12 protein-coding genes are annotated in these 13,034 nt (G+C 64.3%); 4 read left to right on the top strand and 8 right to left on the bottom strand.

Annotated features, from left to right (window positions below):
• Positions 1–17 precede the first annotated feature (17 nt).
• Both AB5Y51_RS16340 and AB5Y51_RS16335 read right to left on the bottom strand, forming a co-directional pair.
• A complete protein-coding gene (locus tag AB5Y51_RS16340) occupies positions 18–983 on the bottom strand; it encodes a GlxA family transcriptional regulator (RefSeq protein ID WP_042864676.1) in 966 nt (321 codons plus the stop codon).
• 85 nt (positions 984–1,068) lie between these two features.
• Positions 1,069–1,839, bottom strand: coding sequence for an MBL fold metallo-hydrolase (locus AB5Y51_RS16335; protein WP_201891101.1), 771 nt, complete (start codon positions 1,837–1,839; stop codon positions 1,069–1,071).
• 256 nt (positions 1,840–2,095) lie between these two features.
• On the opposite strand from AB5Y51_RS16335, the gene AB5Y51_RS16330 reads away from it, so the two are divergent.
• Complete coding sequence (locus tag AB5Y51_RS16330) at positions 2,096–2,509, top strand: Hsp20 family protein (RefSeq protein WP_010672291.1); 414 nt, start codon at positions 2,096–2,098, stop codon at positions 2,507–2,509.
• 92 nt (positions 2,510–2,601) lie between these two features.
• Positions 2,602–3,042, top strand: a complete 441-nt coding sequence (locus AB5Y51_RS16325; protein ID WP_017766633.1) for an Hsp20 family protein — start codon at positions 2,602–2,604, stop codon at positions 3,040–3,042.
• 73 nt (positions 3,043–3,115) lie between these two features.
• Here the strand turns inward: AB5Y51_RS16325 and AB5Y51_RS16320 are convergent, their stop codons facing one another.
• Complete coding sequence (locus tag AB5Y51_RS16320) at positions 3,116–4,366, bottom strand: valine--pyruvate transaminase (RefSeq protein ID WP_368178744.1); 1,251 nt, start codon at positions 4,364–4,366, stop codon at positions 3,116–3,118.
• 283 nt (positions 4,367–4,649) lie between these two features.
• Here AB5Y51_RS16320 and AB5Y51_RS16315 point away from each other — a divergent pair, with 283 nt between their 5' ends.
• The gene (locus tag AB5Y51_RS16315) at positions 4,650–4,883 is read left to right on the top strand and encodes a hypothetical protein (protein ID WP_323917127.1); all 234 of its coding nucleotides are present in this window, start codon (positions 4,650–4,652) and stop codon (positions 4,881–4,883) included.
• On the opposite strand, the gene AB5Y51_RS16310 is transcribed toward AB5Y51_RS16315, so the two are convergent.
• Positions 4,813–5,637 carry a helix-turn-helix transcriptional regulator gene (locus AB5Y51_RS16310; RefSeq protein WP_039040651.1) on the bottom strand — a complete coding sequence of 275 codons (825 nt, stop codon included), beginning with the start codon at positions 5,635–5,637 and terminating at the stop codon, positions 4,813–4,815. The genes AB5Y51_RS16315 and AB5Y51_RS16310 overlap by 71 nt on opposite strands.
• A 92-nt stretch (positions 5,638–5,729) precedes the next feature.
• Here AB5Y51_RS16310 and AB5Y51_RS16305 point away from each other — a divergent pair, with 92 nt between their 5' ends.
• Positions 5,730–6,857, top strand: a complete 1,128-nt coding sequence (locus AB5Y51_RS16305; protein ID WP_323917125.1) for a multidrug effflux MFS transporter — start codon at positions 5,730–5,732, stop codon at positions 6,855–6,857.
• Positions 6,858–6,953: 96 nt separating this feature from the next.
• Here the strand turns inward: AB5Y51_RS16305 and AB5Y51_RS16300 are convergent, their stop codons facing one another.
• The 4 genes from AB5Y51_RS16300 to kdpB all read right to left on the bottom strand — a co-directional run bounded on the left by AB5Y51_RS16300 (position 6,954) and on the right by kdpB (position 13,012).
• On the bottom strand, positions 6,954–7,637 hold the full coding sequence (locus AB5Y51_RS16300) for a response regulator (RefSeq protein WP_010672297.1): 684 nt from the start codon (positions 7,635–7,637) through the stop codon (positions 6,954–6,956).
• 38 nt (positions 7,638–7,675) lie between these two features.
• Positions 7,676–10,264: a sensor histidine kinase KdpD gene (locus AB5Y51_RS16295; protein ID WP_182951425.1), complete on the bottom strand. Its 2,589-nt coding sequence runs from the start codon at positions 10,262–10,264 to the stop codon at positions 7,676–7,678.
• 102 nt (positions 10,265–10,366) lie between these two features.
• On the bottom strand, positions 10,367–10,894 hold the full coding sequence (locus AB5Y51_RS16290; protein WP_257711993.1) for a potassium-transporting ATPase subunit C: 528 nt from the start codon (positions 10,892–10,894) through the stop codon (positions 10,367–10,369).
• Positions 10,895–10,954: 60 nt separating this feature from the next.
• Positions 10,955–13,012 (bottom strand): potassium-transporting ATPase subunit KdpB, encoded by a 2,058-nt coding sequence (gene kdpB, locus AB5Y51_RS16285; RefSeq protein ID WP_368178743.1) that lies wholly within the window; start codon positions 13,010–13,012, stop codon positions 10,955–10,957.
• Positions 13,013–13,034 lie beyond the last annotated feature (22 nt).

The raw sequence follows: 13,034 nt of genomic DNA, 5'->3' as shown, positions 1-13,034 counted from the left end.
CGTGAAACATGAGGGACCTAGACTCTGTCACCGCGAAAGGTGCGGCGCCACTCCCGCGGCGACACTCCGAAGCGGGCGCGAAAGTGCTTGCGCAATATGGTGGCAGATCCGAGCCCCACCAGTTCGGCGATGCGTTCCACGGTGTGGGAGCTGGACTCCAGCAGCGTCTGGCTGCGGCGCAGACGCTCCGCCATCAGCCACTCCCCGAGGGAGAGACCGGTGGCGAGCTGGAAGCGGCGGCTAAAGGTGCGTCGGCTCATCATGCAATGTTCCGCCAGGCTGTCCAGGGTGTGGGGCGCGGCCAGGTGCAGGCGCAGGTGATCGAACAGCTGGTTGATCCTGGCATCCCGGGTGGAGGCGGGTACCGGCTGCTCGATGAACTGGGCCTGGCCACCCTCCCGGTGGGGAGGCACCACCAGCCGCCTGGCCAGCTTGTTGGCAATCTGGCTGCCGTGATGCTGGCGAACCAGATAGAGGCAGCAGTCCAGGCTGGCGGCGGTGCCAGCCGAGGTGATGAGCCCGTCGTCGTCGACGTAGAGGGCATTGGTATCGAGCCGCACCCGGGGGAAGCGCTGGACGAACTCCTGTTCAAATTCCCAGTGGGTGGCTGCACCGCGCCCGTCCAGCAGGCCGGCGTAGGCCAGCACATAGGTACCGAGACAGAGCCCCACGATCTGGGCTCCCCTGATCCGGGCGGCAACCAGGGCATCGAGCAGGGGTTGGGCGGGGCGCTCGGCCGGATCGCGCCAGAAGGGGATGATGATGATATCCGCCTCCAGCAGACCCTCCAGGCCATAGTCGGCCTCCATGCGAAAGCCCTGGGAGGAGGCGGGTTGCCGCGTGTCATCCCCGGCGCAGAGTCTCAGCTCGAACAACGACTGGCCCGGCATCATCTTGTCGCCAAAGATGAGGCAGGGCACCGAGCAGTGAAAGGGGCTGAAGCGATCGAAGGTGATGACGGCGACGATGAGGGGACGGGGCATGGTGGCAAACTCCTTTGCACTCGGATCCCCATCATACGGGGCAGCAACAGAAAGCCGAAGAGCCATGTGGTGCCCGGCCCCTCGCTCAGAGCACCATGGTGTCGCCATCCTCGGGCACCCTTACCCGGGCGGCCATCCCCTGGCTGTCCAGGTAGTCGCGCAGCTCCCGCCGGGACAGCAGGGCATGATTGACCGCCTCCATGTGGCTGGCGATCAGGGTGGCCTGCGGGGCGGCCTGATAGACGGCGGCCACATCCTCCTTGCCCATGATGATGGCGCCCAGACCCGTCACCTGGGCATCACCGCAGTTGAGGACGACAACCTCGGGTTGGTGCCGGTGCAGCGCTTGTTCAACCTGGGCATTCCAGACGGTGTCGCCGGCCAGATAGAGGGTCTTTTCGGCGGGATGGGAGAAGACCACTCCGCTGACCTCGCCAAGGCGATCCCCCAGCAGGGCCATGATGGTATCGCTGCCGTGTCGGCCTTCCGTCTGTTGCAGGCGGATGCCGGCGAACTCGCCGACCTCGCCCAGCAGGCGCACATCCTCGAAGCCGCATCCCCTCATGGTGTCGGCATCTTTTTGATGCTGCACGAACAGGGGAAGGTGCTTGGGGATCTTCGCTTTCGCGACATCGTCCCAGTGATCCAGATGGTCATGGGTGACAATCACCGCATCCACCTCCAGCAGGGTCGCCATGGGCAGCGGCAGATCGACCAGGGGGTTGCGAAGATGGCTGTTGGCCATGCCTTCGAAGCCGGGGTAGCTCCCCTTGGGGGCCAGCATGGGGTCGATGAGGAAGCGGGTTCCTGCGTAGTGGATGAGCAGGGTGGCGTTGCGAACCTGGGTAATCTTCATGGCGTGCTCCGGTTTCTCGTTGGGGACACGGCCAGTATGGAGGGATGAGGGACGGATCATGAGTGGCCCGCAGGCCTATTATCGATCTAATCGGGCCATTCTTGATGGCCTGCATTTCTTTTGTTTTTACCCCTTGAAAGCCAAATGCTGGCCCCTATATAGATAACAAGGCCGGAACGCTCGACAGAGGTTTCGACCAGGCGCCCGTCCATCAGGAGGGCAAACAATCCGTTATCGCTCACAAGAGGGTAATACTATGCGTTCTATCGACTTTTCTCCGCTCTATCGTTCTGCCATCGGTTTCGATCGTCTGGCCACTCTCATCGAATCTGCGGCCAGCAATGGCAATGCCGGCTATCCCCCCTACAACATCGAGCAGCTGGGTGACAGCGACTACCGTATCAGCATGGCGGTGGCGGGCTTTACCCAGGAAGAGCTGGAGCTGAGCTTCCAGGAAAATCTGCTGACGGTGAAGGGCAGCAAGCAGGCCGACACCGAGCGCAACTACCTCTACCAAGGCATTGCTGAACGCGGCTTCGAGCGTCGCTTCCAGCTGGCCGACTATGTGCGGGTGAAGGGGGCCGACCTGAAGAACGGTCTGCTGCACATCGACCTGGTGCGCGAAGTGCCCGAGGCGATGAAGCCCCGCAAGATCGAGATCAACGGCTGACAGCCTGACCTCGTTGCATTGCTGATGTTTCCCGGGTGCCGATGGCGGGCCCGTGGAGAGTAAACCCTGTTGCTTTATAGAAGGATAGGATCATGCGTAACCTCGATTTTTCTCATCTCTATTCCAATGCCGTCGGCTTCGAGCGGATGGCCCGCGAGCTGGAAGGCCTGTTCGATCAGAAGACCTCGGCCTACCCCCCGTACAACATCGAAAAGCGGGATCACGACAGCTACCTCATCACGGTTGCCGTGGCTGGTTTCGAGCGCAATGAGCTGGAGCTGGAGACCGAAAACGGCACCCTCAAGGTGAAGGGGCGCAAGGTCGCCTCCATGGGCGAGCGCCAGTTCCTCCATCAGGGGATCGCCGAGCGGGACTTCGAGCTCGCCTTCAAGCTGAGCCAGCATGTAGAGGTGCAGGGCGCCAAGCTGGAGCATGGCCTGCTGACCATAGAGCTGGCCCGGGAGCTGCCGGAGGCGCTCAAGCCCCGCGCCATCCCCATCGGCAAACCCGAGCAGCTGGCGCTGCCCGGCTAAACAGTATCGCTGACCAGCTGATAGAAGAGAGGCCTGCATTGCAGGCCTCTCTGTTTTTGTTCGCCTGACTGGCTTAGCCGGCGTAGAGGGCGTTGATCTCGTCGGCCAGGATGGCGATGCCGCGGCGCACCAGCTCCTCGCTCTGGGAGTAGTTGAGGCGGATGCACTCCTGGCTGTGACGCCACTCCGGGTCATCGATGCCAGGGAAGAAGTAGTGGCCCGGCACGATCAGCAGGTTCTTCGCCTTCAGTCGCTCGTACAGCTCCTGACAGTGGATCGGCAACCCTTCGAACCAGAGCCAGAGGAAGAGGGCACCTTCCGGCTTGTGGATGTGAAAGCGCGGGTCGGGGATGGCTTCGCGCAGCAGTTGCACCGCCAGCTCCGCCTTCTGCCGATAGAAGGGTTTCACCACCTGCTCGCTGAGGGCGATGATCTCGCCGCTCTCGATCATCGGAATGGTGATGGCGGGGCCCAGACTGCCCGGTGCCAGATTGATGATGCCGCTCAGGTTGGTGATGGCCTGAATGATCTTCTCGTCGGCGATGACGATGCCGCAGCGGGTGCCCGGCAACCCCAGCTTGGAGAGGCTCATGCAGAGGATGGTGTTGGCGTTCCAGAACGGCTTGGCCTCGCTGAAGATGATGCCAGGGAAGGGGACGCCGTAGGCGTTGTCGATCAGCAGAGGAATACCCTTGTCGCGGGCGATCTGATCGAGGTGCTCGATCTCTTCGTCGGTGAGCACGTTGCCGGTCGGGTTGGTCGGCCGGGAGACGCAGATCACCCCGATGTCGTCACCCACCTGCAGGCTCTCGAAGTCCACGTGGTACTTGAACTGGCCATCGGCCAGCTTCTCGATGGTGGGTTTGTAGGCCACGAAGTAGTCGTCCGCCAGTGCCGAGTCGGCATAACCGATGTACTCGGGGGCGAGCGGGAACAGTACCTTCTTCTTGCGGCCATCGGCAAATTCGCCCGCCAGCAGGTTGAATAGATAGAAGAAGGCGTTCTGGCTGCCGTTGGTCAGGGCGATGTTGCGGGCGGAGATCTCCCAACCCAGCTCCTTGCTGAGCAGGGCCGCCAGCGCCTTGGTGAACCTGTCCTTGCCCTGGGGGCCATCGTAGTTGGCCATGGCCTTGAGCAGTTCGCCGTTGTCGAGCAGGGTATTGGCCTCGGCCTGAAAGCGTTCCAGCATGGCGGGGATGGGGGCCGGATTGCCGCCTCCCAGCATGATGGCGTCGGGATTCAGCAGCCCTTGATTGAGGTCGTCCATGAGTTGGGTAATACCGGCGTGGCGAGTGAACTTCTCGCCGAACAAGGAGAATTCCATTCGGTGGCAAATCCAGAGTCAGTTAAGGGGGAAGCTAGCACCATAGCTCACTTCAAAAGCGGGTGTCGATCAAAAAAACGGGGCGTTTCACGTGGAACAGGGTTGCCATGATGGAGGTGGTAAAAAAAACCATTTATAGGTTTTAAAATAACCAATATTCGATTCAGGAAGGGGGGTGGCAGCATCAAAAAATCATTTATATCAATAAAATCATGTTGTTATAAATCTGGCACAACTATTGGAATAGTTATGTGGTCATCTCAACCACACCGGAGCACGCCAGATGAAGATCCTGATCGCTACCCTGATTGCCAGCAGCCTGAGCCTGAATGCCGTGGCCGCCGAGAACCCCAGACCCGAGCTGGACAGCGCCGCCCTGCAGCAGGAGATGCTGGCCTTGCAGCAGCAGGCCTCCCATGACGTGGTGGCAGAGGCCATCCACAACCTCAAGCCGCTGGCCCTGGAGACCCTGGTGGTGGAGGCGAGCTCGGCCGATGCGACTCATCCCGAGAGTTGAGGTAGCGCAAGGGGGTCTGCCCCGTGTGCTGCCTGAAGAAGGCGATGAAGGCGCTGTCGCTGGCGAACTCCAGGGCAGCGGCCACCCGGCTGATGGGCTCGGCTTCGGCCAGCAGCTCCATGGCCCGCAGCAGTCGCCACTGCTGGCGCCAGGCCTGGTAGCTCATGCCGGTCTCCCGCATGAAGATGCGGCCTATGGTCTTGTCACTGGCACCCACCCGTTCGGCCAGCCGGTTGAGCCGATCGGGCAGGGTGTCACCCCGCTTTATCTCCTGCAGCCAGCCGGTCAGACGCCCGTCTGACGGCAGCGGCAACTGCCAGGATTCCCGCGGCGCTTGCGCCAGCTCTTCTTTCAATAATGCCAGTGTGCAGGTTTGTTCTGCTTCCGGCTTGTCCCACGGCCAGAGCGCCATCCGCTCGATGATCTCCCGCAGCAGCGGGTTGACGGCCAGCACCGCCATCTCGTTTGGCAACGCGGGCTCCGGCTGGAAGTAGAGGGAGCGATACGCCACTACCCCGCGCATCAGCACCCGGTGGGGCAGGCCTGCTGGCAACCAGGCCGCTCGCGTCGGCGGCAGCAGGCAGACCTGATCGTCCAGCTCTATGGTCATGCAGCCTGCCTGGGCGAACAGCAGCTGGTGGCGCTGGTGCTGATGGCGGCCGGAGTCGTGCCAGCCGAGGGCGGCGGCAATACCGATGGCGCTGCCGTCGTGCTGGTCCGGATCAAAGGGGTGATCGGGAAGAATAAAGGCCATGTGTCCGATTCTTGCTGTTTATAGTCCGCCTTATTGTAATCGGACATGTTATCCCTCTCTAGAATGGCGACCTCTTGTGAAGGAGGTGTGTCATGAACAACAGGTTGCCACCGCGCTGGCTGATGGTCGGATTGATGATGTTTCCCCAGATAGTGGAGACCATCTACAGCCCGGTGCTGACCCATATCGCCACTGAGTTTCGGGTGAGCGAGGGGCAGGCGTCCCAGACCCTGTCGGTCTATTTTCTGGCGTTTGCGGCGGGCGTGGTCTGCTGGGGCCGAGTGTGCGATCTCATCGGGCGGCGTCCCGCCATGCTGGCGGGGCTGCTGACCTATGGCGCCGGCACCCTGCTGGCGTTGCTGGCCACTCAATTTGAAACCCTGCTGCTGGCCCGGGTCATCGCGGCCTTCGGCGCCGCCGTGGGTTCCGTGGTGACCCAGACCATGATGCGCGACAGCTATCAGGGCAGCGATCTGGCGCGGGTCTTTTCGGTGATGGGCATCGCACTCTCCCTCAGTCCGGTACTGGGGCTGGTGAGCGGAGGCCTGCTTGCTGATGGCTTGGGTTATCTCGGGGTATTCGGCGCCCTGCTGGTGTTGGCTGCCGGATTGTTGCTGGTCACTTGCTGGCAACTGCCGGAAACCCGCCCGGCCACCACCCAAAGGGTCGCACTCTGGCCGCTGGCACAACGGATGTTGCGTGATACCGGCTTGTGGCGCAGCGCCGCTCTGGTCGCCCTGTTCAACACCATGCTGTTCGGCTACTACAGCCTGGCGCCGTTTCTGTTTGCCGGTCAGGGGCTGAGCGCGGGCGAGTTTGGTTACTCCGGCATCGTGCTGGCGCTGGCGACCCTGGGAGGCAGCCTGCTCAACAAGTGCCTGCTGGGCCGTGGCTGGACGCCAGCCTCGTTAATACGGCTCGCCGCCGTGCTGGCGTCGGGTTCGGGTTGGCTGGTGTGGGCCAGTCAGGCATCGCTCTGGTTTCTGCTGCCCATGACGGGAGTGGTGATCGCGTTCGGGCTGGCTATCCCCAATGTGCTGAGTCAGGCACTGCTGGCCTATCGGGAGGTGGCGGGCAGTGCCGGGGCCCTGTTCGGGCTCGGTTACTACCTGCTGCTCAGCCTGGGGTTGGCGGTTGCAGCCAGCTTGCAGGATCTCGGGCTGCTGCTCGGTGGTTGCGGTCTGCTGGCACTCTGTTGTTGCTGGCGTCGTTCCACGTGAAACATCAGCTGCCGATAAAACGGTAGCCGATGCCGGCTTCAGTTTCGATCAGGGTGGGTTGCTGGGAATGTTGCCGCCCAGCTTCTTGCTGCAACATCAGCTGCCGATAAAGCGGTAGCCGATGCCGGATTCGGTCTCGATCAGGGTGGGTTGCTGGGGGTTATCTCCCAGCTTCTTGCGCAGGCTGGCGATGACGATGCGCAGGTAGTGGGTATCTTCCTTGTGGCTCGGTCCCCAGATGTCGATGAGCAGCTGGGTCTGTTGCACCAGCTTGCCGGGGTGGCACACCAGCGCCTGCAACAGGGCGAACTCCTTGCGGGAGAGGGGGATCTCCTCGCCCTGCAGGGTGACTTTGTGGCTGCTGCTGTCCAGGGTCAGGCCACAGTGGGGGAAGTGGCGGCATTCGCCGCTGGTGGCACCGACGCGCTGGCGCAGCAGCACCCGGATACGGGCCATCATCTCCCCGACGCCGAACGGCTTGCTCATGTAGTCGTTGGCCCCCGCATCCAGCAGCCGCACCTTCTCCTGCTCGGAGTCCCGCGCCGAGAGCACCAGCACGGGATTGGCGTGGTGCTCGCGGATGGCGTGCAGGATTTGGATGCCATCACCGTCCGGCAGGCCCAGATCCAGGATCACCAGGTCGGGGTTGAGGTGGCGATACTGCGCCATCCCCTCGGTGACGCCGACCGCCTCACTCACCTGATGTCCTTCGGCGATCAGGCTGATCCGCAAAAAACGGCGGATGGCCGCCTCGTCGTCGATGACCAGTATGTGAGCCATTCAGCCTCCCGTTTGCTGATTGAAAAGGGCGGCGACCATCAGGCCGCCGGTGCGTTGAGGGCCAGCGGCAGGGAGATGCGCATGCAGGTGCCGTTGCCGTTGGGGCCGGCGAATGCCCAGATGCGGCCGCCGTGGACCTCTATCATAGCGCGGGAAATGGCGAGGCCAAGCCCGGTGCCGCGGCTGCCGCAGTCGCCGACCGGCTGGGTGTAGAACAGATTGAAGATCTTGTCCCGATCCGACTCGGCGATGCCGACCCCGATATCGATGATGTCGATGATGAGGTCTGGGTCCGCCAGCATCACCTTGAACTCGATGGGGGTGCCGGCCGGCGAGTAGCGGGAGGCGTTGTCGAGGATGTTGACCAGCACCTGCTCGATCAGGGCGCCGTGCACATAGAGCCGGGGGATCTGCTGATCGAAGTGCACCAGCAGCTTGTGCTGGCGCCAGGAGGAGTCGAGCCGGCGGCGGGCGCTCTCCACCAGGTCCGCCAGGTCGACCCAGTCCCGTTTCAGCTGGAAATCCGGTGAACCGATGCGGGTCATGTCCAGCAGGTTTTGCACATAGCCGTGCAGGCGGCGCGCCTCGTCCTGCACCGAGTGCAGCAGTTCGATGCGGTCCTCCGCACTTATCCGGTCCCCGTATTCCAGCAGGGTGCTGCCGGCCCCCATGATGGTGGCCAGCGGCGTCTTCAGGTCGTGGGAGACCGAGGAGAGCAGGGCGGCGCGCATCCGGTCGGTCTCCGCCTGCAACTGGCTGTCGGCCAGCCGCTCGTTGAGATCGATCCGCGCCAGGGCGGCGCGGATATCGGTGAGCAGGGCCTGTAGCTGGTGCTCGGCGGCGGAGGTGAGCGGGTTGGCCAGCCGGATGCCCAGCACCAGGTCATCGCCGAGGTGATGGTACTGGGCCTCGGCGGCGTTGAGGGTGGCGGTATGGGCACCGGCGCTCTGCTTCTGGGCCAGGCACCAGTCAATGGCGGCCTTGTCGGTCTGGCCCGGCCCGGTCTGGGTGTCACCGGCCCGGTACTGGTAATCCCCATCGAGCGCGAACACGGGCTGCCCAAGGGCGAGGGCGATGGCCTGGGTTCCCTGTCTCAGCACGTCCACCGGGCTGCTGGCGGTGGCCAGCCCCTGGCTCAGGGAGAGCAGGGCGTTGCCCAGTTGCTGGGTCTCGCGCAGGCTGACCAGTTGCTGACGCTGGCGGGAGGCGAGCCGCCCGGCCGCGATGCCGACGATGAGCAGCACGAACAGGGTGAGCAGGTCGCTGTGGCTGGCCACGCTCAGGGAGAAGTAGGGGAAGGTGAACAGCAGATTGTGGCCGACGAAGCCCAGCACCGCAGCCAGGATGGCGGGGACCAGGCTGGTGGTGAGCGCGGTGGCCAGTACCCCCAGCACGAACAGCATGGGCAGGGAGGCGGGGGGCAGCCAGTGGGAGAGGGCCCAGACCACGGCCGAGGTCCCCCCCATGATGGCCACCGCGAGCAGGCTCTGGCGAAGCTCACCCGGGCCTGCCGTAGGTAGGGTCAGGCCGGGCTTGCGCTTCTCGGTATCCACCAGCGTGATCTCGAATCCCTGCGCCTGTTTGAGCAGGTGCTGTACCAGGGATCGACGCCAGGGCGGGTTGCGGGATTTGCCGAGCAGCAATTGGGAGACCTGCTGCTGTTCGGCGGTTTCCAGCAGGGCATCGGCCACGGCCGGGCTGGAGAGGGTCAGCACCCTGGCCCCCAGTTGGGAGGCGAGGGCCAGCGCCTGCTCCAGCTCGGGGGAGCGTTGCCCCTTGCTGTCGATGTGCACCACCAGCCAGGGCAGTTGCCTGCGCTGGGCGAAGCGGTGGCCGTAACGCACCAGGGCGGCGCCGTGCTCATCCCCGATGCAGACCATCAGCTTGCCCCGCAGCGGCAGTGTGGTCTTGCCGGCGGCCTGCCACTGCAACTGCAGATCCCCCTCCACGTGGCTGGCGGCGGTCTGCATCGCCAGCTCCCGCAGGGCGGTCAGGTTGTTGAGGGAGAAGAAGGATTGCAGGGCGGCCTTGGCCTGGTGGGGCACATAGACCTTGCCCTCCTTGAGGCGGCCGAGCAGCTCCTTGGGGGGGAGGTCGATCAGCACCAGGCTGTCGGCCTCCAGCAGCACCTGATCCGGCAGGGTCTCCTTGACCCTGACCCCGGTCAGCTGCCACACCAGATCGTTGAGGCTCTCCAGATGCTGCACGTTGAGGGTGGTGTAGACGTCGATGCCGGCGCCCAGCAGCTCCTCTACATCCTGCCAGCGCTTCTCGTGGCGGCTGCCGGGGGCGTTGCTGTGGGCCAGCTCGTCCACCACGGCGATGGCGGGCTTGCGCGCCAGCAGACCGTCCAGATCCATCTCCTCCAGCCGCTGCTGGCGGTGCAGGTGCAGTGTGCGCGGCAGGATGGCGAGCTTGTCGAGCAGGGCCAGGGTCTCCTGGCGGCCGTGGGTTTCCACCACCCCGATCAGGATGTCGACTCCCTCCCTGGCCTGCTCCCGCACCGCCTGCAGCATGGCGTAGGTCTTGCCGACGCCGGGGGCCGCGCCGAGAAACACCTTCAGCTTGCCCCTGTGCTCCTGCTCCAGGCTCGCCAGCAGGGCGTCTGCCCTCACCTCATCACGCATCCCCGTGCTCCCGTTGCATCGGCCGAACTGCGGCCGTGACCTCATTGCTCATGCTTGTCCCCGTTGTCGAAAGGGAGCCTTCCCGAACGGCAAGGAGCGCCCTCAGGCGCCCTTTTGATGATCGAGTTGCAGGTTCAACTGGAGAATGTTGACCACCTGCGGGCCAAGGATACCAGCTTGTGCCGCCGACTTGACCTGCTCCGTCAACTGAACGGGATCCAGCCCCCGTTGCCCGGCGACCCTATCCACCTGGGCCAGCGCTGCATCGAGGGGCAGATGGGGATCGAGGCCGGAGGCGGAGCGGGTCAGCAGGGCGGGGACCCTGGCTTCCGGCTGCGCCCTGGCCGCAGCTGCGGCAAACTCGACCCGTAGCGGCGAGCTCATCCCCAGGTTGCTTCCGCCGCCACCTATGGTGGCGAAATCGCTGGCGGAGGGGCGGGAGTGGAAGTAGTCGGCCCGCTCGAATTTCTGGGCCAGCAGGGCGCTGCCCACCACCTGTTGCTTGGCGTTGGTGAGCAGGCTGCCGTTGGCCTGCCAGGGGAAGAGCAGCTGGGCCAGCCCGGTGACGGCCAGCGGATATGCCACCCCCAGCAGCAGGGTCAGGGTCAGCAGGGTTCTGATTGCGATCATGATGTGTTTGCTCCAAATGTGTTGGGTGGATGCGGGCCTGCCCCGCATCCGGTGATGCCGTTACACCAGCCCCAGGCCGGTGATGACCAGGTCGATCAACTTGATGCCGATGAAAGGCACTATCAGGCCGCCGACGCCGTAGATCAGCAGGTTGCGGCGTAGCAGGCTGGCCGCCGTTCCCTTCAGGCTGACCCCGCGCAGAGCCAGCGGCACCAGCGCGACGATGATCAGGGCGTTGAAGATGATGGCCGACAGGATGGCGCTCTCTGGGCTGCCCAGCTGCATCAGGTTCAGCGCCCCCAGCTGTGGATAGGCGGCGATGAACAGGGCCGGCAGGATGGCGAAGTACTTGGCCACGTCGTTGGCGATGGAGAAGGTGGTCAGGGCGCCACGGGTCACCAGCAGCTGCTTGCCCACCAGCACCACGTCCAGCAGCTTGGTGGGGTTGGAGTCGAGATCCACCAGGTTGCCCGCCTCCTTGGCGGCCTGGGTCCCCTCGTTCATGGCCAGGCCCACGTCGGCCTGGGCCAGCGCCGGGGCGTCGTTGGCGCCGTCCCCGCACATGGCGACCAGCCGGCCGTCGGCCTGCTCCTGACGGATGTAGGCCAGCTTCTTCTCCGGCGTCGCCTCGGCGATGAAGTCATCTACCCCGGCTTCGGCTGCGATGGCGGCGGCGGTCAGCGGGTTGTCACCGGTGATCATCACGGTGCGGATCCCCATGTGGCGCAGGATCTGGAAGCGTGCCTTGATGCCCGGCTTGATGATGTCCTTGAGGTACACCACCCCCAGCAGCTTCTCGTGGGTGCAGACCAGCAGCGGGGTACCGCCCTGGCGGGCAATGTTGTCCACCGATTTGAGAATGAGCTCGGGCACCGCCTTGCGATCGAGGGAGAGGTAGCGCAGCACAGCGTCCACCGCCCCCTTGCGATAGTGATGGCCGTTGCGATCCAGCCCGCTCAGCCGGGTCTCGGCGCTGAAGGGGATGAGGATGTCGCTCTCCAGCTGGCTCGGTCTGGTGTGGCTCTTGCCCGCCAGGGTCAGGATGGATTTGCCCTCCGGCGTGTTGTCACCGAGCGAGGCCAGCATGGCGGCCTGGGCCAGCAGGGAGGGGTCCACGCCGGGGGCCGGGATCAGCTCGTCCGCCATCCGGTTGCCGAAGGTGATGGTGCCGGTCTTGTCCAGCAGCAGGGTGCGCACGTCGCCGGCGGCTTCCACCGCCCGGCCCGACTTGGCGATCACGTTGAGCTTCACCAGCCGGTCCATGCCGGCGATGCCGATGGCGGAGAGCAGGCCGCCGATGGTGGTCGGGATCAGGGTGATGAACAGCGCCAGCAGATAGAGCCGGGGCACCTGGGTGCCGTTGTAGTCGAGGAACCAGGGCAGGGTGGCCACCACCAGCAGGAAGATCAGGGTCAGCCCCACCAGCAGGGCGTCCAGCGCCATCTCGTTGGGGGTCTTCTGCCGCTTGGCCCCTTCCACCAGGGCAATCATGCGATCCAGCGTGCTTTCGCCCGGGTTGTTGGTGATGCGCACCCAGATCTCGTCGGAAACGACAGTGGTGTTGCCGGTCACGCCGCTGCGGTCGGTGCCGGACTCGCGGATGACGGGGGCGGATTCGCCGGTGATGGCCGCCTCGTTAACCGAGGCGATGCCGGCGACCACTTCGCCGTCGGCGGGGATCATCTCGCCGCTGCGCACCAGCACCAGATCGCCCTTGAGCAGGCTGGTGGCCGGTACCCACTCGCCCTTATCATCCTGTGGGCTGGTGACCCGACGAGCCTTGAGCTGGCTCATGCCGGCCTTCAGGCTGTCGGCCCGCGCCTTGCCGCGCCCCTCGGCCAGGGTCTCGGCGAAGTTGGCAAACCAGAGGGTGAGCCAGAGCCAGGCGGTCAGCTGCCAGGCCAGAGAAGGAGCGACGCCGGAGAGCGGTTGCCCCAGCAGCGACTCCAGGGTCGCCATCACGGCCGCCAGCCAGAGGGTGAACAGGATGGGGCTGCCAAACAGCGCCCTGGGATTGAAGCGATAGAGGGCTTCCACCATGGCCTGCAGGATCTGTGATTTCTGTTTCTTGCCCTTCACCTGAATGGTGTCGGTGCTCATTGAAGCGGATTTGCTCATTGGAAAGCTCCCTGCATCGAAT

The organism is Aeromonas sp. R7-1 (genome assembly GCF_040908115.1).
Lineage (GTDB): Bacteria > Pseudomonadota > Gammaproteobacteria > Enterobacterales > Aeromonadaceae > Aeromonas > Aeromonas caviae.
Note: the sequence above shows the minus strand (reverse complement) of the source record. Positions and strands in the feature narration are given on the sequence as shown.